This is a genomic window from Capnocytophaga sp. oral taxon 878, assembly GCF_002999135.1.
Classification (GTDB): domain Bacteria; phylum Bacteroidota; class Bacteroidia; order Flavobacteriales; family Flavobacteriaceae; genus Capnocytophaga.
This window is the reverse complement of sequence record NZ_CP027229.1, coordinates 123,163-148,450: the sequence shown is the minus strand read 5'-3', so window position 1 is coordinate 148,450 and position 25,288 is coordinate 123,163. Positions and strand designations below refer to the sequence as shown.

Annotated in this window: 24 protein-coding genes; 12 read left to right on the top strand and 12 right to left on the bottom strand. The window is 38.3% G+C overall.

Going from position 1 to position 25,288, the window contains the following annotated elements; translation table 11 throughout:
* Positions 1–155: 155 nt before the first annotated feature.
* The 3 genes from C4H12_RS00725 (at position 156) to C4H12_RS00715 (ending at position 1,784) form a co-directional block, all read left to right on the top strand.
* Positions 156–758, top strand: a complete 603-nt coding sequence (locus C4H12_RS00725; RefSeq protein ID WP_106097211.1) for a hypothetical protein — start codon at positions 156–158, stop codon at positions 756–758.
* 139 nt (positions 759–897) lie between these two features.
* Positions 898–1,371: a transcription elongation factor GreA gene (greA, locus tag C4H12_RS00720; protein WP_002673366.1), complete on the top strand. Its 474-nt coding sequence runs from the start codon at positions 898–900 to the stop codon at positions 1,369–1,371.
* Positions 1,372–1,376: 5 nt separating this feature from the next.
* Entirely contained in the window at positions 1,377–1,784 is a 408-nt protein-coding gene (locus C4H12_RS00715; protein WP_106097210.1) for an HIT family protein, read from the top strand.
* An 82-nt stretch (positions 1,785–1,866) separates the two neighbouring features.
* On the opposite strand, the gene trxA is transcribed toward C4H12_RS00715, so the two are convergent.
* The 3 genes from trxA to C4H12_RS00700 all read right to left on the bottom strand — a co-directional run bounded on the left by trxA (position 1,867) and on the right by C4H12_RS00700 (position 3,522).
* The gene (gene trxA / locus C4H12_RS00710; RefSeq protein WP_106097209.1) at positions 1,867–2,190 is read right to left on the bottom strand and encodes a thioredoxin; all 324 of its coding nucleotides are present in this window, start codon (positions 2,188–2,190) and stop codon (positions 1,867–1,869) included.
* 168 nt (positions 2,191–2,358) lie between these two features.
* The gene (locus C4H12_RS00705) at positions 2,359–3,195 is read right to left on the bottom strand and encodes a DUF4476 domain-containing protein (protein ID WP_106097208.1); all 837 of its coding nucleotides are present in this window, start codon (positions 3,193–3,195) and stop codon (positions 2,359–2,361) included.
* Positions 3,196–3,222: 27 nt separating this feature from the next.
* The gene (locus tag C4H12_RS00700) at positions 3,223–3,522 is read right to left on the bottom strand and encodes a DUF4286 family protein (protein ID WP_106097207.1); all 300 of its coding nucleotides are present in this window, start codon (positions 3,520–3,522) and stop codon (positions 3,223–3,225) included.
* A 69-nt stretch (positions 3,523–3,591) separates the two neighbouring features.
* On the opposite strand from C4H12_RS00700, the gene C4H12_RS00695 reads away from it, so the two are divergent.
* Positions 3,592–3,846 carry a hypothetical protein gene (locus C4H12_RS00695; protein ID WP_106097206.1) on the top strand — a complete coding sequence of 85 codons (255 nt, stop codon included), beginning with the start codon at positions 3,592–3,594 and terminating at the stop codon, positions 3,844–3,846.
* A gap of 74 nt (positions 3,847–3,920) precedes the next feature.
* On the opposite strand, the gene mltG is transcribed toward C4H12_RS00695, so the two are convergent.
* The 9 genes from mltG to C4H12_RS00645 form a co-directional block, all read right to left on the bottom strand.
* A complete protein-coding gene (mltG, locus tag C4H12_RS00690) occupies positions 3,921–4,955 on the bottom strand; it encodes an endolytic transglycosylase MltG (RefSeq protein ID WP_106097205.1) in 1,035 nt (344 codons plus the stop codon).
* Between the two features lie 94 nt (positions 4,956–5,049).
* Positions 5,050–5,421, bottom strand: coding sequence for a DUF4240 domain-containing protein (locus C4H12_RS00685; protein ID WP_106097204.1), 372 nt, complete (start codon positions 5,419–5,421; stop codon positions 5,050–5,052).
* 86 nt (positions 5,422–5,507) lie between these two features.
* A complete protein-coding gene (locus tag C4H12_RS00680) occupies positions 5,508–5,930 on the bottom strand; it encodes an HXXEE domain-containing protein (protein ID WP_106097203.1) in 423 nt (140 codons plus the stop codon).
* Positions 5,931–5,933: 3 nt separating this feature from the next.
* A complete protein-coding gene (locus C4H12_RS00675) occupies positions 5,934–6,437 on the bottom strand; it encodes a sel1 repeat family protein (RefSeq protein ID WP_106097202.1) in 504 nt (167 codons plus the stop codon).
* Positions 6,438–6,575: 138 nt separating this feature from the next.
* Positions 6,576–8,801: a polyribonucleotide nucleotidyltransferase gene (locus C4H12_RS00670; RefSeq protein ID WP_106097201.1), complete on the bottom strand. Its 2,226-nt coding sequence runs from the start codon at positions 8,799–8,801 to the stop codon at positions 6,576–6,578.
* 117 nt (positions 8,802–8,918) lie between these two features.
* On the bottom strand, positions 8,919–9,188 hold the full coding sequence (gene rpsO / locus C4H12_RS00665) for a 30S ribosomal protein S15 (RefSeq protein ID WP_106097200.1): 270 nt from the start codon (positions 9,186–9,188) through the stop codon (positions 8,919–8,921).
* Positions 9,189–9,810: 622 nt separating this feature from the next.
* Entirely contained in the window at positions 9,811–10,263 is a 453-nt protein-coding gene (locus C4H12_RS00660) for a hypothetical protein (protein WP_129588192.1), read from the bottom strand.
* A 73-nt stretch (positions 10,264–10,336) separates the two neighbouring features.
* Positions 10,337–12,142: a translational GTPase TypA gene (gene typA / locus C4H12_RS00655; protein ID WP_106097198.1), complete on the bottom strand. Its 1,806-nt coding sequence runs from the start codon at positions 12,140–12,142 to the stop codon at positions 10,337–10,339.
* A gap of 215 nt (positions 12,143–12,357) precedes the next feature.
* The gene (locus C4H12_RS00645) at positions 12,358–13,038 is read right to left on the bottom strand and encodes an SIMPL domain-containing protein (protein WP_106097196.1); all 681 of its coding nucleotides are present in this window, start codon (positions 13,036–13,038) and stop codon (positions 12,358–12,360) included.
* 643 nt (positions 13,039–13,681) lie between these two features.
* Here C4H12_RS00645 and C4H12_RS00640 point away from each other — a divergent pair.
* From C4H12_RS00640 to C4H12_RS00605, 8 genes are all read left to right on the top strand, one after another.
* Positions 13,682–14,731: a hypothetical protein gene (locus tag C4H12_RS00640; RefSeq protein WP_106097195.1), complete on the top strand. Its 1,050-nt coding sequence runs from the start codon at positions 13,682–13,684 to the stop codon at positions 14,729–14,731.
* Positions 14,732–14,743: 12 nt separating this feature from the next.
* A complete protein-coding gene (locus C4H12_RS00635; protein WP_106097194.1) occupies positions 14,744–16,354 on the top strand; it encodes an OmpP1/FadL family transporter in 1,611 nt (536 codons plus the stop codon).
* Between the two features lie 98 nt (positions 16,355–16,452).
* Positions 16,453–17,664 carry an RsmB/NOP family class I SAM-dependent RNA methyltransferase gene (locus C4H12_RS00630; RefSeq protein WP_106097193.1) on the top strand — a complete coding sequence of 404 codons (1,212 nt, stop codon included), beginning with the start codon at positions 16,453–16,455 and terminating at the stop codon, positions 17,662–17,664.
* A gap of 9 nt (positions 17,665–17,673) precedes the next feature.
* On the top strand, positions 17,674–19,095 hold the full coding sequence (locus C4H12_RS00625; RefSeq protein ID WP_106097192.1) for a hypothetical protein: 1,422 nt from the start codon (positions 17,674–17,676) through the stop codon (positions 19,093–19,095).
* 261 nt (positions 19,096–19,356) lie between these two features.
* Positions 19,357–21,366, top strand: a complete 2,010-nt coding sequence (locus C4H12_RS00620; RefSeq protein WP_106097191.1) for a cytochrome c biogenesis protein CcdA — start codon at positions 19,357–19,359, stop codon at positions 21,364–21,366.
* Positions 21,367–21,374: 8 nt separating this feature from the next.
* Complete coding sequence (locus C4H12_RS00615) at positions 21,375–23,009, top strand: S41 family peptidase (RefSeq protein WP_106097190.1); 1,635 nt, start codon at positions 21,375–21,377, stop codon at positions 23,007–23,009.
* A 15-nt stretch (positions 23,010–23,024) separates the two neighbouring features.
* Complete coding sequence (gene proS, locus C4H12_RS00610; protein WP_106097189.1) at positions 23,025–24,503, top strand: proline--tRNA ligase; 1,479 nt, start codon at positions 23,025–23,027, stop codon at positions 24,501–24,503.
* An 83-nt stretch (positions 24,504–24,586) separates the two neighbouring features.
* Complete coding sequence (locus C4H12_RS00605; protein WP_106097188.1) at positions 24,587–25,267, top strand: hypothetical protein; 681 nt, start codon at positions 24,587–24,589, stop codon at positions 25,265–25,267.
* Positions 25,268–25,288 lie beyond the last annotated feature (21 nt).

Below are 25,288 nucleotides of genomic sequence, written 5' to 3'. Positions count from 1 at the left end.
AAGGCAGGTATTTAATAATACGAATATGCAAAATCACATCTAGTTAACAGACTTTCATAACCTATTGCAAAACAATGGGTTATATTCTTATGTTACCCAGCTAATAAAACAACTTGCCTTACAAAAAAATATTCAACAATAAAAATGTTCATATTATGAAAAACTTGTTATTCTTTATTTTCGTAGGAGTGGTATGCTCTTGCAACAATACACAAAATCAAGAAATAAAAAAGGAAGAAGCCAAAAAACTTTCTAAATTAGAAATATTATATATGCTCCCCAAAGATTCTATTTATGAATTTTATGACTTGTCAAATGATAGTATCAAAGAATTTCCTGATTTATCGGAATATTCTATTAAGAAATTGGATTTGTCTCGTAATATGATACAAGAAATGGAATATAAAAAAATGCCTAAAAGCATTGTAGAATTGAACCTCTCCCATAACTTTTTTTTGAAAAGTTTTTTTCTTAGCAACAAAACACCTAAAACTTTAAAAAACTTGAATTTGTCATACAATAATATTTCGAGTTACAATACAGTTATTTCGTTAAAACGGCTTGCTATAAATAACAACAATTTAGAAAGTATTTCATTAGGAAATGAAAAAATGGACTTTTTAGACATCTCAAATAATCCAAAATTGAGTAATGAAATGTTTTTTGACCCAAAATATGTAGATACAATCATTCATAACAACATAGCTAATAATAAGCCTCTGGTTTTTTACTTCAAAAAAAGTTTTATCATCGAGTAATATTATGAACCCCTTAAAAACCTCCATCCTTTTTTGCTAATTCAAAAAATATTCGTACCTTTGCCCCCAGAAATCCTCAAGAGAGTTGTTTGAGGATTTTTTATTTTTTATATGAACGTAACAACATTAAATGAACATTATGAAGAAAGTATCATATTACACTGCCGAAGGACTTAAAAAGCTCCGCGACGAACTAAATCAACTGAAAGATGTAGAACGCCCTCGCGCTTCACAAGCTATAGCCGAAGCCCGCGATAAAGGTGACCTTTCCGAAAATGCCGAATACGACGCTGCCAAAGAAGCTCAAGGTTTGTTAGAAATGAAAATCGCTAAATTAGAAGAATTAGTAGCCAATGCTCGCATCATCGATGAGTCTCAACTCGATGTGAGCAAAGTATTAGTTCTTTCTACCGTAAAGCTAAAAAACTTAGCCAATAAAATGGAAATTACCTATACCCTAGTAGCCGAAAGTGAAGCCGATCTAAAAGCTGGTAAAATATCAGTAAGCTCACCTATCGGTAAAGGCTTATTAGGCAAATCAGTAGGCGAAATAGCCGAAATTAAGGTACCTAATGGCACTCTTAAACTGGAAATATTGGAAATAAGCAGATAAAAAAAATGAGTATATTTACCAAAATTATCAACGGAGAGATTCCTTGCTACAAAATATGTGAAGATAAGGATTTCATTGCTTTTTTAGACATTAACCCTAATGCCAAAGGACATACCCTTTGTGTGCCTAAAGAAGAAATTAGCTACATTTTTGATATGGACGATGCTCAATACCTCAAGCTGATGCAATTCAGCAAGCGTGTAGCATTGGCTTTGCAGCAAGTAGTACCTTGCAAGCGTATAGGGGTAGCTGTTGTAGGCTTAGAAGTGCCTCACACTCACGTTCACCTCATCCCTATCAGTGAGATGAGCGAAATGACTTTTCAGCAGAAAGTCCAAATGACTGATGAAGAGTTTAAAGAATTAGCTGCAAAGGTACATCAGGCTTTTATAGCATTACCTTCTGCCAATTAATCTTCCTCCTTTCAGGAGCATACAAAAAAGGCTATCAACAACTATATAATTGTTGATAGCCTTTTTTGTTTGTAGTATTGCATTACTGTCCTAATAAGCCATCAAGGGCATCAGTATAAGTCTTCTTAGGAGCAACACCTACTTGTCTACCTACTACTTCTCCATTTTGGAATACCAATACAGTAGGAATGTTACGAATACCATATTTAGCAGCAAACTCTTGGTTGTTATCTACATCCACTTTACCTACTACTACTTTACCTTCGTATTCCTTTGATATTTCCTCCACTACAGGAGCAAGCATACGGCAAGGACCGCACCATACTGCCCAAAAATCTACCAATACTGGTTGAGTGCTTTTAAGCACCAATTCTTCAAAATTTGCGTCTGTTATTTCTAAAGCCATATTCAATATGTTTTAAATGTTATGTGTTATATTTTTATAAGTGTGGTGCAAAAGTACGACTATTTTGTGATATTCATACTATTTACTAATAGTTTTTTGTTATACTCCTATAATCTCACAAAAAAGCCCTTTCAAATGCTGATTTTCTATCTTTTTAACTTACATAAATTATCGTTGCATTGATTGTAAAAATGCTTTAAATTCATCCTTTTCCGAGTTAAAAGTAAACTTATCCAATAACAGGTAGTAGTTATAAGGGTCTGCTACTCGTGAATAGGCTTCTCTTGCAAGAGCTAGTTTATTATCACCAAACGATATAGAATTCATTAGCTGTCCTACTTGCTCAGTAGTAAGTACTATTAAATTCTTCTGCATACGGAAAAAAGATAACTTATCATCATCAAAAGTTTGTTTTTTGTACATTCTAAGGAACTTGTCATACTCAGCAGGAGGCATTGCTTGTAACACTATTACAGGCTGCTGGGGGTTATATGCACCATTCCCACCGTATGATTTATTCCATACATCGTTCCACTGTCTACCTTGGTAGGTAGGTAGGTTATTATTAAGTATTACTTCCTCAAGCAAATAGAGTCCTTCTCGCGAAAAGAAATCCATTACCATTCGGGTATTGTTATGAGGTGATAAGGTAACACGATAAATAAGATTTCTCCCTTGCCAGATGCTAAGAGGTTGTGATATGGCTGGCACATCAAAAAAACGATACATACCATTAGCATTAGTTATTTCTTGGTCACCTATATTCACTGTAAATCTACCTCCTTCAGGAATCCGAATAAAAACTTCAGCATAGCCCTCATTGTAATCTAACTCCCAATGATAGTCAATATGTATAGAAGGATTAGCAACACGCCCTATTACGACACGATTTTGTTTATTGTTTTGTCTGTATTCATTTTGAAGTAAACGTCCTGCCGAACCCACTTGTTGTGCCCAGCTCACTGAGGCAAAAGCCCCTAAACATAATAAGATTAACCTTTTCATAAGTATAATTTTTAATTAAATATAAGATTATATCGTAAGTGTAGCCAAATTCGTGCCAAAGAATAATACTTTTTCGCCAAACTGTTGGGCAGCCTCCTTTAAAAGATCAGACAAAACATCTTGAATGAAGTTTAACATTTCTTGCGGATTTTGTTGTTCGTGATGGATAGCATAGTGAGGTTCTGGCATATCCATTATCTTGAAAACTCTTACATTCTCCACCAAATTACTTCTGTTTACTGTTGGTAAATAAACATTTTTTAACCATTCATTCCAGGTAGCAAGTTCCTCATTGTTTACTACTACTGTTAAGTTATATACATACATAATTATTATTTTTTGCAAAGATAAAAAATATTGCGTACATTTGCCGAAAATTACAAAAAATTAGATATTATGGCAAGTATACGCAATTTAAAAAAAGACATCAACTATGTATTAGGTGATATTATTGATGCTGTGTATTTTAGCGGAAAAATGCAATCTGAAGGAGGCAAATCCTTAGTTGCCGAAATCCTTAATGAGTTTGATACACTTATCGATAAAGTTGCTGATAAGAATGTTGAGAATAGAGGCGCACACCTCAAACAAGTAAGAAGAGATTTTGAACAAAAAGCCGCTGTGTTTATTGAGAAACTTAACACTCTTTAATTAGCAAAAAAGAAATAGCCAATTAGCAAATTCAAACATTCACTAATTGGCTATTTTTTTATTACTTTATCTCTTTACTTCACTCCATTTTTATCTGCCCATTTTATATATTCACTTCTTCCTTGTAGGTGTTGCAGATAGGTTCGTGAAAACTTATGATAACCATAGTTTTGAGGGTCAGCTACAAAGTATAGATAGTCGTGTTTTTCAGGGTTTAACACAGCCTCTATACTTGATATATCAGGCATTGTAATAATCCCTATTGGCAAGCCATACTTTTGATAAGTATTATAGGGGTTTTCTAAGCTAGTATGCAAATTAGTAACTCGCTTTATCACCATAGTATAATCACCAGTATGGTTTTTCATTGCAAAAATAGCTGTTGGGTCTGCTTGTAACATCATATTACTATGAAGACGATTTAGATATACCCCTGCAATACGAGGGCGCTCATCTACTTTAGCTGTTTCTTTTTGTACTACCGAGGCCAACACACATACTTCTACAGGTGTAAGTCCTTGTGCTTTTGCTTTTGCTTTTCGCTCATCTGTCCAAAAACGCTGATACTCTTTTAACATACGATCACGAAAATCCTCTGCTGATGTATTCCAATAAAATTCGTATGTATTAGGAAGATACATTGCCAATGCTGTAGCATCTGTAAAACCATTATTTTTAAGAAATGTAGGTTCCAAAAAAGCCCTAAGCAAAGTAGTGCTATCAGCTTCTATTTGCTTACTAATGCGTCCTGCCAAATCTTCTATCCTTTCTTGATTGTTAAACTTTAGTTTTACAGGTATATTTCTATTACGCAAGGTACGTACAATATCAATATTGTTTGCCCCCTTTTTTATGATGTATTTTCCTGCTTTCACATTTTGGGTATATCCCATACGATGTGCTATTTGTTCAAAAGCTGCAGGATTCTTTAATAGCGGATTTAAGCGGTGCTGTACATCGCTAAAATCAGATCCTGTAGCTATATACACCGCTACTTCTTTCTCATCAAAAGCAGTGTTAGGAGCAAAAATAAAGCGGTAGCCTAAAAAAGCTATTACAGCTACTAACACTACTATTGCCAATGTTATCCATTTTAGTTTCTTTTTCATTTATTATAAAATTGAAAAGGTGTATCTTATTGTTTTATATTCTATTGTGCTAAAAGAATGTTCTTTCTCAAAAAAATATGAATTAGTAAAGACTTTAATAAACATCAGTAGTTTCATTGTACTTATCCAAACATACTTCATCAGCAATTCCATAAAGGATTTCATCACTATTACTTCCAGTTATATTATAAGGAATTTGCTCAGGCTGATTAAGAATCTTCTGATAATATTCTTTACCTTTACTCACAACCCAATGAGATATATCTTCTCTCCCATCTTCAGATTCTTCCATATAGTCGGTAAAAGGTTCATATTGCAATTCAGCAGCCAAATCTACAAAAATCTCTTGAAAAGCAATAATATCTTCCTTACTATACTCCATAAGGATAGCTCGTAATTGCTCTCTATCTTCTTTAGCTTTAGTTATAATATCCCAAAACCATTCTTCTTTGTCTATATAAGTCATATTTTTACTTCTATTGAAATTAGTATTGATAAACTCACTTTATCAATAAAGTTTCATATCTTTATAGGTTAAATTAAATATTCATATCACTTATTCCTAAATAGCAAAAATCCCCATTTAGGAATAAGATAAATACCCATAAGGCAGGTTACCATCACAGGAGAATAAGAATGAGTAAAATAGCTTATCAAAATATGCCATACCAAAAAGAAACTCAATCCTGCAAGATATAATCCAAGAGCAATTCTTGTAGCTTTCTCACTCTTCCTACACAAAAAAGCTATAAGTGCCACAAAACTAAGCTGTCCTACCGAAGCCCATACAAAATACTCAGGATTTGCATTTGCTAAATGCGCATTCTCTAAAATCCTTGAAACCTTTAGCCATTCAGGTATCTTATCCACAAAGTCAATATACCATTGCCAAAAACTAATACTTTCTTCCACTTGGTGTAATGCGTGCAGTCCCATTATAGGCAACCACAAGTATATGTACTTATTGCCACTCATAAGCTATTCTTCTTTACCTTTCCTATATAAATCTCGCACAACCTTATATCGGTTAGGTTTTAAATAGGGGTCTTTATGGGACTCAAATTCATCCCAAAGGTAATCTCTAAATTTAGGTGTTATACCTTTTTTAGCCTCCTCGTAATCCATTTTTTGCAATATCTCACAAGCTGTGGGATACAAATTATCACAAGCTTCTATTAAATATTTAAGTCCTAAGTAGATATGCTCCTCCTCTTCAGATGTAACCCAAAAATCTGCCAAAGCCATTAAGGCTGGTATATAATCGTGTTTGGCTGCTTTTTCATAATATGTAAGGGCTACCTCCAAATCTTTTTTAAGTCCATTAGGTTTGTTTCTCAAAAGATATTCAGCATATTTATACATATCTTTAGGCTGCCCTTTCTTAGCTAGCTTTTTTAACTTTATAGGGTCTTCTTTATATGCTTGTGCAAATACCCCTACTGTTACCAAAAAACACAAGAAAAATAATATCCTTTTAACCATCTCATCATTATTATTCTAAAGGCAAAAGTACTTCATTTTTTTGAATTACCAATAAAAAAAGACCGAAAACTTTGTAACTAGTTTTCGGTCTAAATAATTTATTAATCATGAACTAACTATCATAACAAACTCATACGCCTATTCTTCTCGTGATTTTTGCTGATTGTTATATCCTTTATTACGATCATTACGTGGTTTGCCATTAAAAGGTTTATCCGTTCTTGGGCGGTCTTCTCTCGCTGGGCGGTCTTCACGTGGCGGACGTGGTAATAAAGCCTTGCGTGATACTCTCGTCTTCTTAGTTTTAGGATCTATACCAAGATATTTCACCTCTATAATATCACCTTCTTTAAGGGCATCTTCTATTTTCTCTACTCTATCCCACGATACTTCCGAGATATGAAGCAATGAGTCTTTACCTGGTACAAACTCTACAAAAGCACCAAACTCTACCAAGCGCACTACTTTCACAGTATAAGTTTCTCCTTCTACAGGCTCAAATTTCACTGCATTTACTGCGTCTATGGCTTCTTGTATGCCAGCTGCATCAGTACCTAAAATCTCTACAATACCTAGTTCACCTACCTCTTCTACCACAATAGTAGTGTTAGTACGTGCTTGTAAGTCTTGAATATTTTTACCACCAGTTCCTATGAATGCTCCAATGTATTCTTTAGGCATATCCATCTTCACAATCTTAGGAGCGTGAGGTTTCACTGTTGGGTTAGGTTCTGCTATAGTATCAGTTATTCTACCCAAAATATGCATACGCCCTTCACGTGCTTGGTTCAAGGCTTTTTCTAATATTTCGTATGACAGACCTTTAATTTTTATATCCATTTGGCAAGCGGTAATACCATCAGCAGTACCAGTAACCTTAAAGTCCATATCACCAAGGTGGTCTTCATCACCCAAAATATCCGAAAGCACTGCATAGCGCTCACCATCACTTATAAGCCCCATAGCAATCCCCGATACTGGTTTTACCATTTGCACCCCAGCATCCATTAGTGCCAAAGTACCAGCACATACCGTAGCCATTGATGATGAACCGTTAGATTCCAATATCTCCGATACCACACGCACTGTATATGGGCAATCCTCTGGTATCATACGCTTAAGAGCGCGTTGTGCTAAGTTCCCGTGTCCTATCTCACGGCGTGAAGTACCTCTTAACGGACGTGCCTCACCAGTCGAGAATGGAGGGAAGTTATAATGCAAGTAGAAACGCTCTTCCCCTTGTTCCGAAGGAAGGTCAATAACATTAGCCTCACGTGAGGTACCCAAAGTAACAGTAGTAAGTGATTGGGTCTCACCTCGTGTAAATATTGATGAACCATGTGCCGATGGTAAGTAACCTACCTCACACCAGATAGGGCGTATTTGGGTTGTATTACGACCATCCAAACGAATATTTTCATCCAAAATAAGGTTGCGCACCGCTTCTTTCTCAGCATCCTCAAAATAACGAGTAATGATAGGCGTTAGCTCTTCCAACTCCTCTTCACTGAAAAGTGCCAAACACTCCTCTTTCACTGCGCTGAATTTCTCACCGCGTTCTTGTTTTGTAGTATTCTCTTTAGCTATTGCATAGCATTTGGTATAAGCCAAATTGTACACTTTAGCTTTTACTTCTTCATTTTCTACTTCTGGCTCATAAGTACGTTTTTCTGTCTTACCTACCTTTTCTGCCAAACGTAATTGTGCCTCAATATGTGGTTTGATAGCTTCGTGAGCAAATTTAATAGCCTCTGCCATATCCTTTTCGCTCACCTCATCCATCTCTCCCTCTACCATCGCTACGAAGTCTTTTGAAGCTCCTACCATAATATCTATGTCCGATACTTCCAACTGCTCACGGCTTGGGTTTATGATAAACTTACCATCCACACGCCCTACTCGCACTTCCGAAATAGGTCCATCAAACGGAATGTCCGATACCGCCAAACAAGCCGAAGCCGCAAGCCCCGCCAAAGCATCTGGCATCACATTCTCATCGTGCGAAATAAGCTGAATCATCACCTGTGTCTCAGCGTGATAATCCTTAGGAAACAACGGACGCAATACTCGGTCTACCAAGCGCATCGTAAGGATTTCTTGATCACTAGGGCGCGCTTCACGTTTAAAAAAGCCACCAGGAAAACGCCCCGCAGCCGCAAACTTTTCACGATAATCTACCGTAAGAGGCAAAAAGTCAGTTTCTGGATTGATTTCTCGAGCCGATACTACCGTCGCCAATAGCATAGCCTTGCCCATTTGCACCACAACAGCACCGTCAGCTTGCTTTGCCAACTTGCCTGTTTCAATAGTGATGGTACGACCATCACCTAATTCAATGATTTCTTTTTTTACTTCTGGAATCATTCTCTTAATTCTTATTTATTTAATCAATATTTGTTGTGTTGTTGTGGGCTGTGGGGGGTAACCAATGAAAAACTGCTGTAATAAACAAAAGGAGGCACAAAGCCTCCTTGTATCTGCTTATTTTCTGATGTTTAGCTCTTTGATAATAGCACGATATCTTTCAATATCCGTATTTTTCAAATAATCAAGCAAACGACGACGTTTACCTACCAATCTCACCAATGAACGCTCCGTATTAAAATCTTTACGATTTACCTTTAGGTGCTGTGTAAGGTGATTAATTCTGAAGGTAAACAGAGCTATTTGCCCTTCTGCTGAACCTGTGTTCGTCTCCGAACCTGCGTGTTTCTTAAAGATATCCGCTTTTACTTCTTTTGTTAAATACATTCCAATATTAATTTAATGATTATTATGTACGAGTTTTTCGGCTGCAAAAGTACAACCTTTTTTTTAAGTGTGCAAATTTATTTTTACTTTTCTCTCTCCCTCTACTCCCAAAACCCACCCCCTCACTACAAAAAAATTCTCACCCTTTTCCCTTTTTCATTGCCAATATCTCAAAAACACCCATCCTCTCTCTCCTACCTCTCACCTCTTATCTCTTACCTAATAATCAGTCTATTACACCCCCACCCTCTTACCTCTTATCCCTTATCTCTCACCTACTTTAAACGAACCTATAACGAAGGATAAACGAACTATAAACGAACTATAAGAGTTACTTCACTGATAATCAACCCTTCCTCCCCTAAACTTTCTCTTTGCGAAATTCACAACAAAATCCCCAAAACACTACATTTTCCTCATCACCTCCCCTCCTCTCCCTCTTGCCCTTGCATATAAACAAAAAAAAGAACACCACCTCAATTCCTTAGTAGGCAAATACCACCCTCCTTTTTCATTGAGCCGATAATTCTTTTTAAATTATAAATGCTAAAAAGCAACTACTATTCCTATTTTATCCAATCCCCCATAACAACACCTCCACATCAATCAATAAGCCCCTCCCCTAAATTTCATCTTCAGGAGCCGTTACAATATCGTTAAAAAGAGCGCAGAAGCGTATTCCTTCGTGAAACCGCATCCATTCCTCGCGTGTAACACTACCTTTTTTAAGTTCTACTACTTTATCCGATTTTAAAAACTTACGCAACCACAACCGCTTAGGCTCATAACCCTCTGCCACAAACTGTATATAACTATTATCAGTCACTTTCGTAGTATCTAAACAAAAAGAAAACAACCCATCAAAATCAGCAAACGAAGGTTCACAATAAGTACTATCTACAGCTATTTTTATTGATACCCGCAAAGGCTTCCCCTTATACACTGTTTTCCCTACAAATGAGCAATCTTTCCCTTTAAAGTAAGCTTCACTGTCATACACATAGTTGTATACTACAGGGTATTCCGGAAAAGTTCTACAAGAAAACACCCCCAAAAACAAAAATATTAAAAACACATATCTCATAGCTAAAAAAAAACTTTGCTAAAGTATCAGTAACTTTAGCAAAGTATCCAATTTAATTTATCACTTAATTTGTTTCTCGTTCACGGCGTTTGCGTTCATTCTCATCCAAGTATATTTTGCGCAAGCGCATATTCTTAGGCGTTACCTCCACATACTCATCCTTCTGAATATATTCCAAAGCCTCCTCAAGTGAGAATTTAATAGGCGGAGCCAATTTCACTTTCTCGTCCGAGCCCGCAGCACGTACGTTCGTCAGCTTTTTGGTCTTAGTCACATTCACCACTATATCACCACTACGCGAGTTTTCACCTATCACTTGTCCAGTATAAATATCCTCACCAGGGAAGATGAAGAACTTACCTCGGTCTTGCAGTTTATCAAGTGAGTAAGGTATCGCAGTACCCTGTTCCATTGATATAAGCGAACCATTAATACGTCCTGCTATTTCTCCTTTATAAGGCTGAAACTCCAAGAAACGATGGTGTATAATAGCCTCACCTGCTGTAGCAGTAAGTAGTTGGTTGCGCAATCCTATAATACCACGTGAAGGGATTAAGAACTTAATAAGCATGCGCTCCCCTTTAGGTTCCATACTTAGCATTTCTCCTTTGCGTAGGGTTACCAAATCCACAGCCTTACCGCTTACGTTTTCGGGCAAGTCTATAGTCAGTTCCTCTACCGGCTCGCATTTCACTCCGTCTATTTCTTTTATAATTACCTGCGGCTGACCTATTTGAAGTTCATACCCTTCTCGGCGCATCGTTTCTATAAGTACTGAAAGGTGTAACACCCCTCTACCGTACACTACAAATTTATCAGCACTATCAGTAGCCTCTACTCTCAATGCAAGGTTCTTTTCCAACTCTCGCTCCAAGCGCTCTTTTATATGGCGCGAAGTAACAAACTTACCATCTTTACCAAAGAAAGGCGAATCGTTAATAGTAAAAAGCATACTCATCGTAGGCTCATCAATAGCAATAGTAGGTAAGGCTTCAGGGTTTTCGTAGTCTGCTATAGTATCACCTATCTCAAAACCTTCCAAGCCTGCAATAGCACAAATATCACCAGCCTGTACTTCTTCCACTTTCTTCCTGCCCAAGCCGTCAAAAGTATGCAGTTCTTTTATTTTTGATTTTACTACTGTTCCATCTCGTTTCACAAGCGATATATTCATACCTGCTCTTAAAGTCCCACGATGCAATCTACCTATAGCTATACGCCCTGTAAAAGTCGAGTAGTCCAATGAAGTAATAAGCATCTGTAAGCTACCTTCTTCCACCTTAGGTGCCGGAATATGTTCTACCACCATATCTAGCAACGGCGATATACTCTCAGTCTTCTTACGCCAATCATCCGACATCCAGTTCTGTTTAGCCGAACCATACACTGTAGGGAAGTCTAATTGCCAATCCTCAGCACCAAGCTCAAACATCAAGTCAAATACAGCCTCGTGTACCTCTTCAGGGGTACAGTTTTCTTTATCTACTTTATTAATAACCACTATAGGTTTAAGTTTCATCTCTATAGCTTTCTGCAGCACGAAGCGTGTTTGTGGCATTGGACCCTCAAAGGCATCTACCAGTAGCAATACCCCATCAGCCATATTAAGTACGCGTTCTACCTCACCCCCAAAGTCAGCGTGGCCTGGCGTATCTATAATATTAATTTTGATGTCTTTATAAACAACCGACACGTTTTTGGAGAGAATGGTAATACCGCGTTCGCGTTCTAAGTCGTTGTTATCCAAAATAAGCTCTCCCGATTCTTGGTTATCGCGGAAGAGGGCGCAATGATGTAATATTTTATCTACAAGGGTAGTTTTGCCGTGGTCAACGTGTGCAATAATAGCTATATTCCTAATAGCAGTCATATAAAAAATGTATTTTAATAAATTGAGGGCGCAAAAGTACGAAAAATTTGATAACTGACAAATTTGTCTAAAAGCATATTACCCACATTTACAGCCTGTACCCCCGTTACAACTCTTATTTTTTCTACTGAAAAACAGTTTTTTAACCAAAAAAACAACAGCTACAATTACTAAGCCATAAGCTATAATTTCTTGTACACTCATATTCTCTAACTTTATTTCAATTCAAAATCTATTGTTACTTGCGCCCTCACTGTCATAGAGCCTTCAGCTATACTAGGCGCATTTTTAGGAGCTGCCCCTCTAATCTGAAAATTAGCTGTCGTCATTCCCGAATAGGAAGCCCCTTCTTTTATCTGGATAGCCTTCCCTATGCTTTGATTTAGTGCCGAAGCGTATAAAGTAGCCTTCGCTTTCGCATCTCCCACTGCCAATAGGCGTGCCTCTTGCGTGTGTTTATCCCTATTTTTCACATCAAAACTCACATTATTAATATTATTCACTCCTGCTTCAAAAATCTTTTCCATCAGGGTTTCATATTTTGTCAGGTCATCTATCCTAATTTGTATTTCTTGTGAAATGTGATAATTCGTCTTTTTCGCATCATTACTCTCGTTGTAATTGTAGTTATAATTTTTGTGTAATGATATATAAGTCGTCTTGTAACTGCTTTTGGGCAGCTTCTCTTTGCTTAGTATTTCAAGCACTTTAGCCACTGTAGCAGCATTGCGTTCTCGTAGTATTTTAGGGTCATCCCCTTCGTGCTCTACACTTACCGATATATTTACCACATCAGGAGTTACATATACCACCCCTTCACCCACTACTGTTACCGAGGGGCTTTGCGCTACTGCCACAGTTGTAAGCAGTGAAAAAAGTATAAACCAATGTTTCATAATAATGTATATTTATTTGTTTTGTTTCCAAAAACAAAACTCAAATAATATGCCAAACTCCCCTCCCTACCCCCCTACAACCACCCTCCTCTCCCCTACCTCCTGTTTAATATCATTTTCTCAATCTTTTCCTATTTTTATTGCCGATTTGTCAAAAATCTATCCCCATACCCTTCCTCTTTCTACAAAAACACAACCCACTAAAAACCAAACAACTAATTTTTATCTCAATCAAAATACACCCCAATTATCACCCCAGTTTGATCGAACTAATAACGAACTATAAACGAACTATAAACGAAGGATAAACGTAACCCTCCTGATTTTCAATCATTCCCCATTCATCACTTATTTTACATTTTCCGCAACAATTTTCCCATAACATTGCTTTTTTCTCTTTCGCCTCTCCCTCTTAGCCCTTAAGCCTTAGCCCCTGCCTACCTAAACTTTGGCACAATAATTGTGCTTTATTTTATAAGGTATTAGCAGGCAGGTACTCAGTGGCGCATCTCACCCCAAAACCTGAAACCCAAAACCTAACACCCCAAAAACAATACGAACGTTGTGTGCACAATAGCTATCAGGGCATATATCTCACCCCGATACCTCACACCCAACAACTAACACCTAAAAAATTATTACTATGAAAAAACTTTTAACTATCAGCAAAATAATGATGCGAGCTGCCTTTTTGGCAGCACTGCCATTAGCATTAGTGTCTTGCGGAGGCTATTATTATTACTCCGACGGCATCTACGGCGACCCTATCCCCGAACGCCCTGCGTATCTCGAGATTGTCGAAAACCCCGTAGCCGACCGCTATTATGTCGAGAATTTCTACTCCTCTACCCCCAACAAGTATAAGGACTATTTTAGCGAAAAAGCAGAACAGTACAAGCAAAAACCCGATACTACCTTCTCACATTTCACCGATGTGAATAGCTATCGCTCTCAAGCCTATACAGGTGGTAACACCCCTTCCTATGGCAGTTGGGGCTCCAACCAAGGGCAAGTCAATGTCAATGTGTACAACAGAAGTCCTTGGGCTTCCCCCTACTACGGCTGGGGATATTATGACGACCCTTTCTATTACCGTAATCGCTCTCACTTTAGTATCCAATTAGGCTGGGGCTGGGCTAACTATTACAACAGTTATTACGACCCTTATTGGGATAATTACTACTATCGCCCTTATGGCTATAACCCATACTATGGCTATAATCCATACTATGGCTATAACCCATACTACTATAGCCCATACTATTACGGCTATGGCTATTACCCCTACCGAGGATATTACTATTACGACGATTACTACTATTACCGCCCTCGGGTAAGAGATTATTATTATGAACCTGGGCGCTCTTATAGCTCCGAGTATGGTGGCTCTCGCGGCCGCGCTATCATCAGAGACGATAACCGCCGTGGCGACCCTAACCGATATAATGATTACAACAGGGGCAACTATAACCGCTCAGGCTATAACAACAATAATTACAATAACAACAACTATTCAAGACAGCAACAGCCTTCTGGCTATGAGCTAAGACGTCAATATGAATCAAGCAATTCACATTCCGACTCAGGCCGAAGCTCAAACTATGGTAACTCAGGCGGAAATTACAGTAGCGGCAGCAGTAATAGCGGCTCTTCCAACGGAGGAGGGGGTTACAAAAGTTCTAACCGTGATTAAACACCGAATAATATGAGAAAAGTCAAATATATTTTATTTTGGAGTACTTTGTTAGTAAGCGCAAGCATACAAGCTCAAAACTATAACGATGCAATGCGCTACAGCACCGAAGAACTCACCGGTACAGCTCGCTTTAAAGGAATGAGCGGTGCCTTCGGAGCATTAGGAGGCGATTTGTCTGCCTTTAACATCAACCCAGCAGGAAGTGCCGTATTTAACACTTCCGAAATATCAGTCTCTCTCAATAGCAATCGCCAAAAAAGAGATATCACTTTCTTTGATAGAAATAACACCATCACCAATAATGATTTTAATGTAAATCACTTTGGCTTCGTAATTCCTATCACCGATGTCTCTCCTACTGTCAAAAAAATTAGCTTAGGCTTTAATTACCTTTTAAGCAAAACATTGGATAACGATAAGTTTAGCTATTCCGCTTTTACTAACAAAGGCTTGGATAACTACTTCTCCTACTATGCCACTCAAGGCAATGCAGGTAATCCTTTCTCCTTTGATACTTTTGCCACTGGATATAATTATAAGCCCGAGTATCAACAACAGGAAATAGGTGAATACTATGCCAGATTAGGACGTACAAATGGTTATGCCGCTCAAATGGCATACTTGGGTATGATGGCAAACCTTATCACCCCTTCAAATACCACCCCCAATAACACCAGTTATGATGTAAGTGGTAATAACTTGGAGCGTTTAGAAACTTACAGGGTCGATCGTACTGGCTATGTAAATAAGTACAACTTTAACATCTCCTCTCAGTTAGGTGATTATATTTACCTTGGCTTAAACCTAAACGGGCATAATATCAATGAAAAAGCCTTGTATAGCGTCAAAGACGATAACTTCCAAGGCACCAACCCTTTCCTAACTTATGCCAATCATAAGCAGTACATCAACACCACAGGCGAAGGATTTTCTTTACAACTCGGTAGTATTATCAAAGTAAATGACGATTTCCGCGTAGGGGTAAGTTATCAATCACCCACTTGGTACAGTCTTAAAGAAGAATCTCGCCAAGTACTTTATGGCACAGTAGTAGCCTCTGGCAAAGAGTACAATAGTGATATAGAACTCGTTAACCGATACAACGACCCTATTTGGTACGAACGTGAATATAAGTTCCGTACTCCAAGTGCTTGGACAGCCAGTGCAGCATACATCATTAAAAAAAGAGCTATACTTAGTGCCGATTATACATATAGGGCTTATGACAATTTAAAGTTCCGAAGCGCTAATATGCAAGCTGAAAACAACATTATCCAAAATGAGTTAGGCGATACCTCTACCCTACGCTTAGGTGCCGAATATCGTATCCCATTCAAATTATTAAAAGAAGAACCTTCTTCTAAAAACTTTGTAAGCCTTCGTGCCGGATATCGTTATGAGCAAAGCCCATACCGCAAAGCCATCGCTACCGTAGGCGATTTGAATGGCTACTCTTTTGGTGGCGGGGTTAGTTTAGGTGGCATACGTTTAGACCTCTCTTATGATATAGCTAAACAAACCAACCTATTCCAAATGTACGAAACAGTCCTTACCGATAACGCAAAAATCAATTCTAAGTATGGTAACTTCTTGCTTACCTTCACAGCTCAATTGTTTTAAGCAAATAACAGATAATAAATAAGAAGAGACGGCGATGAAAAATGCGCCGTCTCATTTTTGGTATAATAAAACGCCTGCCGTGCTACGGCTTTAATTGAATGAAATTACACAGAAACTTAGTCGATGCCCTCATCGAGGGGCTTTCCTTCATCTTTAACGATGGCCAGTACGCCGATAAAGTTGTTGAAAAACAACTCAAAAAAGACAAGCGTTGGGGCGCCCGCGACAGAGCCTTTATTGCCGAAACTATGTATGACATAGTCCGCTGGAAACGCCTTTATGCCGAAATAGCCGAAGTTCATTCCCCCTATAATGTACACAAACTGCGCCGCCTATTTGCCGTATGGGCTACCCTTAAAGGTATCTCCTTGCCCGATTGGGGTAACTATTTTGAAGATACTCCCCTAAGGCGTATTAAGGGGCGCTTTGACGAACTCTCCAAAACAAGAAAACTGCGCGAGTCCGTACCCGATTGGTTAGATGATTTAGGTGCTGCCGAGCTGGGCGAAACCTTATGGACTAATGAATTACACGCCCTTAACCAGTTAGCCCCTGTGGTATTGCGCGTTAATACCCTAAAAACAAACAAAGAGCGTCTACAAATATTCCTAAAACAAGAGGGGTATGATAGCTTCCCTCTACATAACTACCCCGATGCCTTACAGCTGGCCGAACGTGGTAACGTATTCAAAACTCAAGCCTTTAATGATGGCTTGTTCGAGGTGCAAGACGCTTCTTCTCAAAAAGTAGCCCCCTTTATGCTCATTGATAGCAGTGTGAAACGTGTTATCGATACTTGTGCAGGGGCAGGAGGCAAAACCCTACACTTAGCTACTCTGATGCAAAACAAAGGGCAGATTATAGCGATGGACATTTATGAGCAAAAACTACAAGAACTCAAGCGCCGTGCCCGTCGCAATAACATCTACAATGTCGAAACCAAACTGATAGATCCTAAGCAACTCAAGCGTATGCAAGGCACTGCCGATAGGGTACTTATCGATGCCCCTTGTAGCGGGTTAGGGGTACTACGCCGCAACCCCGATGCCAAGTGGAAATTGCGCCCCGAGTTTCTCGATGAGATACACGCTACCCAGCAAGAAATATTACAACAGTACAGTAAGCTCCTTAAAAAAGGTGGTAAGCTCGTATATGCTACTTGCTCAATATTGCCAAGTGAAAACCAAAAACAAGTAGCTGCCTTTTTAGCTTCAGAGGCTGGCAAAGATTTTAAGTTAGAGGCTGAAGAGATTATATTAGCACACCAATCAGGATATGATGGGTTCTATATGGCAAGGCTTTCCCTTTAATACATTGATATGGAAAATACAAAGAAACCAGAAATAGGTGATATATATTCCCTCTACTTAAAGAGATGGGATTTTTATGTGTCAGCACAAATAGTTGTAAAAGATGATAGCAGAGGAACCATTGCTGTTCTTTTAGATATTTTCAGCAAAGAAGTTCCCACACTTGATGCTTTAAAAAGGGCTAAACCTTTTGTTTTAGACCACCACTATTGGAATACAACAAATTTTTACCTCTACACAGGTGAGTTATGGGCTTTCAATCCTATTTTTATAGGCAATAGTACACCTATTGACACCCCTACTAATGAGCATTTAAGTACCTTTGGTATAGAGCAATTTTCTTTGCAATACCAATGGAATCAATTGCCTGATGCTTTTAAAAAGAGCTTTAAAGAACAGAGCCCTCGAGACAAAACTATAAAGATTACTCGTAGTGAGAATAAGGATTTTTACACTTCCTTATTACAAGAAAAGCCTCTTGCCTATGAGGTTAAAAGTTGTATTTTTGATGCTCAATTACAGTCTTTCCTAAAAGAAAACCAACAAGTAAGTAAGTTAGAACTTGAAGAAGTCGATGAGGCAATTGTTGATATTTCAGCAAGTGGCATAGACGAGATAGTCATACGAGATAGTCATATAGAAAAAATAGTGCTAAACCGCTATATACAAACGCTTTATACACTTGGTGATTTTTCAACAATCAAAGAAATTGTATGTCCTTTTGAGGGAGAACTTTTGCACCTTGGCTTATCAAATTTTAATAGTGGGTATCTAAAGTTCAAAGGACTTCGAGAAGTTAGATCACTCAGTATATTTTCTGATAAAAATTATAGTGTAGATATAGCCGAAATAGCCAACACATTCCCTAACTTAGAATTCCTAAAGATTAACGGACAGAATGCTTCTTTAAGAAATATAGAGGCTTTGGCTAAGTTACAGCACTTGGAGTCAGTTTGGCTGTCCGATCTTTATGATTTTGATAGCTTTGTAAAGAAAACCGAAATGCCTAATTTGAGATCTATAAGCTTATGGTCTGTACCCAAAGTAGTAGCCGATAAGGTTAAAAAAGAGTTTAAAGGCATTGATGAGCTGGATATTAAGCAAGCCCGTACTGATGAATGGATAAAAGCCAACTTAGATAATCCTTTAAGAAATTGGGATGGCAGAGAGGGGACTAAACCTTCGGTAGCCAAAAAAACTATGAAGGCATATACTGATGCTTACAAAAAACTATCAGGTAATAAGAATAAGGACGAAGCTGTAACTACATTGCAAAATTTCATAGCCATTTTCAATGAGATTGATAAGAAACATCATATCGACACTTTGGAAAGAGAGGAAATTTGGGAGGCTTTCAAAATCTTAGCAGAGCTTACTCCCTTATCAGTAAACGAAATAGAAGATATATTTGAAGACTTAAGAGATTTCTAATGAGGTAGTAGGCAGGTATTAGTCCCCAGCTATCCTTCATTCAGTCATTAACATAGTTAAGCACATAATCTTACTTATTGTGTTCGTTATGAAAGCTTTGTATAAGGCAAGTATAAAGATAATTTTTATGCCTTTAAGCACAGAAAGTACCTTTCGTACACCCAACCTAATTTATTATTAGTTGTTAATTGATTATTGATAATTAATTTGTACTTTTGCGCCCTAAAACAGACACATCACTATAAAAAATAACAGATATATATGAAAAAAATACTTACACTGGCATTAGTATTTTTGGCTGCAATAGCCAGCGCCCAAATACACAACCCTGTAAAATGGACTACAGCGGTTGAAAAAATTAACGACCAAGAGTATACCCTTATCACCACAGCTACTATTGAGGCTGGGTGGAAGTTATATGGGCAGAATATCCCGCCCAATGGGCCTGTTCCTACTACTTTTGAGTATGCCAAATCAGCCGATTTTGAACTGATAGGAAAAACAGAAGAATCACAACCCATAGTAAAACAGGATAAGGTATTTGCTATGGAAATAGCTTATTTTTACAACAAAGCAACATTTAAGCAACGCATAAAAGTACTTAATCCTATACAGACTGTAAAGGCTACGGTAGAGTTTATGTGCTGTAATGACAGTAACTGCCTCCCCCCCGATACTGCCGATCTGGAGTTTTTAATTGGCAACACTAGTTCTACAGGAGTTACCCCTCAGTTTACTTTTGGGGCGGGCAATAATAGTGTAGCTACTGCTACTACAGCCACTACAGTTAGCGCAAGTACAACTACCAAAGCTCCTAGCACTACCCCTATTCATAACCAAGGTATTTGGAGCATATTTTTCTTGTCATTCCTTTCTGGTTTTGCAGCTCTGCTTACTCCTTGCGTATTCCCTATGATACCAATGACGGTGAGCTACTTTACCAAGCAGAGTAAATCAAAAGCTGCTGGTATTAAGAATGCTGTAAGTTATGGTATATCTATCATTGTAATTTATGTATTGTTAGGGTCAGTAATTACAGCCGTTTTTGGTTCAGATGCCTTAAATGCTATGGCAAGTAATTTTTGGTTCAACTTCATATTCTTCCTTATTTTAGTAGTTTTTGCTATCTCATTTTTAGGAGCATTTGAAATTACCTTGCCTAGCTCGTGGAGTACTAAAATTGATGCCCAAGCCGATCGCAGTGGCTTCATCGGCATCTTCTTTATGGCTTTAGCTTTAGCCATCGTATCATTCTCCTGTACAGGGCCTATAGTAGGTTCTTTATTAGTACAAGCTGCCTCACAAGGGGGGATAGCTCCTATTATGGGTATGTTAGGCTTCTCATTGGCAATAGCTTTACCTTTTGCCTTGTTCGCTGCTTTCCCAGGTTGGTTACACTCCTTGCCAAAATCAGGCGGTTGGATGAATACTGTGAAAGTAGTATTAGGATTTTTAGAATTGGCTTTAGCATTCAAATTTCTCTCCATAGCCGATTTGGTTTGGGATTTACATTGGTTAGAGCGTGAGGTGTTCATCGCTATATGGATTGCCGTTTTTGGAGCTTTATCTCTCTACCTTTTTGGCAAAATACGCCTACCTCACGACGATGCTACCGACCGTATTTCAGTAGGCAGACTATTGCTCGGTTTAGTAAGCTTATCTTTTACTGTTTATCTCATCCCTGGTTTATGGGGTGCCCCTTTAAGTATCATCAGCGGGTTCCCTCCTCCACAACATTACAGTGAATCTCCTTATGGTGTGGGGCACAAAGGCAATACTGCCGCTACCGCTACCCCCTTTACCGAATTGCCACAAGGCGCTCACTTATTCCAACCCTATGACATTGTAACCTTTGATGATTACCAACAAGGATTGGAGTACGCCAAGCAGGTAGGCAAACCTGTGTTATTAGACTTTACTGGTAGGTCATGTGTGAACTGCCGCAAGATGGAAGATAATGTATGGGGCAAACCCGAAGTACTGAACATCTTAAAAAATGAAGTAGTACTCATCTCTCTATTAGTGGACGATAAGAATGAACTACCCGAAAACGAAGTAAAACCTTCCAAAATACGAGAAGGAAAAATGATAAAAACAGTAGGACAAAAATGGAGTGAGTTCCAAGCCTTGCGTTACCAATCCAACTCACAACCCCTATACGTGCTAATGGGGCACGACGAGCAAAACTTAGTAGACCCAGTAGGCTATACACCTGCTGTAGATAAGTTTAGCACTTGGCTGCGAAGCGGAGTAAGTGCTTTTCGCAAATAAAACAATAAATGAAAAACAAGTACTACATACTTCCCACTTTTATCGGTTTAGCATTAGCTTTTGGAGTCATATTAGGAAGGCTATTGGCTAATTTCTATATCCCAAAGCCTCCGCCTCCAGTACCATTGCCTATAGTAAGTAATGATACTATACCCGAGAACCCTTATAAAGTAAAACTCGGCAGACTAATTGACTATATAGAAGAAGATTATGTGGACAATGTAAATACCGACAGTATTGTTGATTTAACTATCAACAGCATACTGCGCAAGTTAGACCCACATTCCACCTACATAGCTAGGTCCGACATACAAGAAGTAGCCGAAACAATGAGCGGCAAGTTTGTAGGGGTAGGTATCAGTTTCTATATATATAAAGATACAATAGCCGTAATTCGCCCTATTGAGGGTAGTGATGCTATGCGTAAAGGCATACGTTTTGGCGATCGTATTTTAATGGCTGATAATGATACCCTTTACAAAAAACGTTTAAGCACTGATAAAATAAAGAATATCCTAAAAGGCGAAATGGAATCACGTGTCGATTTGACTATTTACCGCAAACGCACTGATAGCATTTTTAAAGTACCTATTGAAAGGAAATTCATCCCTATCAAGAGTATTGATTGCTTTTACAAAGTGAATGACACTTTGGGGTATATTCGCTTGAACCGCTTTGCCGAAACTACAGTAAGTGAGTTTACAAGTACCCTAAAAGCACTTGAAAAGGAAGGTATTAACAGCTTAGTACTTGATTTGCGTAACAATGTTGGAGGCTTCCTAAATGTAGGCATACAAATAGCCGATGAGTTCCTTCCCAAAAACAAAATGATTGTATTTACTAAAAACAATCGTAAGGAGATAGAAGAAACCTACTCTACTGATGGTGGACTTTTTGAAGACAAACCTGTTTTCATTTTGGTCAATGAAAACACTGCCTCAGCTAGTGAAATTGTAGCAGGTGCTTTGCAAGATAACGACCGCGGCGTGATAGTAGGCAGACGTACTTTTGGTAAAGGATTAGTACAAAGTGAAATGCCCTTGCCCGATGGCTCAGCTGTAAGGCTTACTACAGCACGTTACTACACTCCTACTGGGCGTTCTATACAAAAACCTTATAGCTTAGGACGGAGAAGTTTCCAGATAGATAACGCTACTGTACCCGACTCGCTTAAATTTATGACCCCTAAAGGAAAAATAGTATATGGCGGCGGGGGTATTTATCCTGATGTGTATATACCTGCAGATATGAAGCCCGAAACTTACTTGGTAAATGAAGTCCTTACCTCAGGTCTTACTAACTTCTTTTTGTTTGAGTATTTAGATAAGCACCCTGCGCTAAATAGTCGCCCTCACAAATCGGCTTTCATTAATGACTACAAAGTGCCTAAAGAAATGATAAGTGCTTTTGCTAAGTTCTTAAAGAGCAGACGTATTAATATTGATTTCAGAAAAAACAGCAATGAAGTAGCCAAATACTTAAAAGCTAGCCTAGCCGAAATATGGTTTAATAATAATGTAGCAGGACTGATACGTAATCAGAGTGATTTCTACATTAATGAGTGCTTGCACTACTATCACACCAAAGAACAAAGAACAACTAAAGCAGTAAAAAAAACTGCACGAACCAATAAAAGAGTATAGAAATAAAAGAAATATATGAGCAAGAATCTTACATCGCGAAGTGAAGACTATTCCAAATGGTATAACGAATTAGTAGTAAAAGCTGATTTAGCCGAAAATTCAGGCGTGCGCGGCTGTATGGTAATCAAACCTTACGGCTATGCTATTTGGGAAAAAATGCAGGCTGAGTTAGACCGTATGTTCAAGGAAACAGGTCATACCAATGCTTATTTCCCTCTATTCGTACCCAAAAGTTACTTTGAAGCTGAAGAGCAAAATGCAGAAGGCTTTGCCAAAGAATGTGCCGTAGTAACTCACTACCGCCTTAAAACAGACCCTAATGAAAAGGGTAAGTTAATGGTAGACCCCGAAGCTAAATTAGAAGAAGAGCTAATTGTACGCCCTACCTCAGAGGCTATTATCTGGAGTACTTATAAAAACTGGATACAATCATACCGCGATTTGCCAATACTCATTAACCAATGGGCAAATGTAGTGCGCTGGGAGATGCGTACTCGTTTGTTTTTGCGTACTGCTGAGTTCTTGTGGCAAGAAGGGCACACTGCTCACGCTACCAAAGCGGAAGCTATAGAAGAGTCAGAAAAAATGATGAATGTATATGCTACCTTTGTTGAAAACTTTATGGCTGTACCTGTAATTAAAGGACTAAAAACAGAGAGCGAGCGCTTTGCAGGAGCTGATGAAACTTTCTGTATTGAAGCACTAATGCAAGATGGCAAGGCTCTACAAGCTGGTACTTCACACTTTTTAGGACAAAACTTTGCTAAAGCTTTTGAAGTAAAATATACTACTAAGGAAGGTAAACAAGAATATGTATGGGCAAGTTCTTGGGGTGTATCTACCCGCCTAATGGGTGCGCTCATTATGACCCATAGTGATGATAACGGATTAGTTTTACCTCCTAACTTAGCGCCTATACAAGTGGTAATAGTACCTATCTACAAAGGAGAAACACAACTAGAAAATGTACGCACCCATATACAACCTTTAGTTGAAGAACTTAAAAAACAAGGTATTAGTGTCAAGTTTGATGATCGTGACACTCAGTCTCCTGGATTTAAGTTCCACGAGTATGAGTTAAAAGGCGTACCAGTACGTTTAGCTGTAGGGCAACGTGATATAGAGAACAATACCTTTGAAGTAGCCCGCCGAGACACTCTTACTAAAGAAACCATAGCAGGTGATCAAATAGTAGCTCATATCCAACAGCTATTAAAAGACATTCAAGCAAATATATATAACAAGGCCTTAGCATACCGTAATAGCCATATTACAGAGGTAAACAGCTATACTGAGTTCAAAGAATTATTGGAAACCAAAGGTGGATTTTTCTCTGCTCACTGGGATGGCACCCCCGAAACAGAAGCCCTTATAAAAGAAGAAACCAAAGCAACCATACGTTGTATCCCTTTGGATAGCAAGGAAGAAGCTGGAGTTTGTATGTATTCAGGGAAACCTTCCAAACGACGTGTATTATTTGCAAAAGCCTATTAGACGAAAAAAAAAACGCAATTTATTTGGTAGTTACATTAAAATAGGTTACTTTTGCGGCGTATAATAAAAAAAACATTTATCAAATGAAAAAAATTATTCTATCATTAGTAGCAGTTTTTGCTTTTGGTGCTGCTTCAGCACAAGATTTAGTTTCTTCTAAAGGAGAACAATACCTACCTAAACAAGGTGATTGGTCAATTGGTTTTAACGTTGGAAATGCTTTAACTTACTTAGGACAAGCTTTCAATGGAAGTGCAACTAACAGCGGAAATAATCTTTTCAATGCTAACGCAAACTTACTAGACTTGAGCCAAGGTGTTATTTCTTCTACCAACAGTATCAATTTTGTTGGTAAGAAATTTGACACTGACAACAAAGCAACTCGTTACATCGCAAGCTTTAACCTAAACATCGCAAGCAGCAAAGTAGGTGACGCTCCTAGCGCTTCTACAACTGGTTTTGGTCTAACTGCTGGTTATGGTAAAGAGTGGAGAAAAGGCACTACCCGTCTACAAGGTTACTATGGTGCTGATGCTTTAGTAGGTTTTTCTATTCCTGCTGAAAAACAATTTGGTTTTGGTGTTGGTGCACAAGGCTTTGCTGGCGTTGAGTACTTCATTTTCCCTAAAGTAGCTTTAGGAGCTCAGTACACTTATGGTGTAGCTCTTACTTATGTAAATAATAGCGCTACTAAAGCAAGTAGATTTGGCTTCGACTTAGGAGGTGTTGGTATTCTTTCTGCTACTTTGAATGCTTACTTTTAAGATTTAAATTACTAAAAGTAT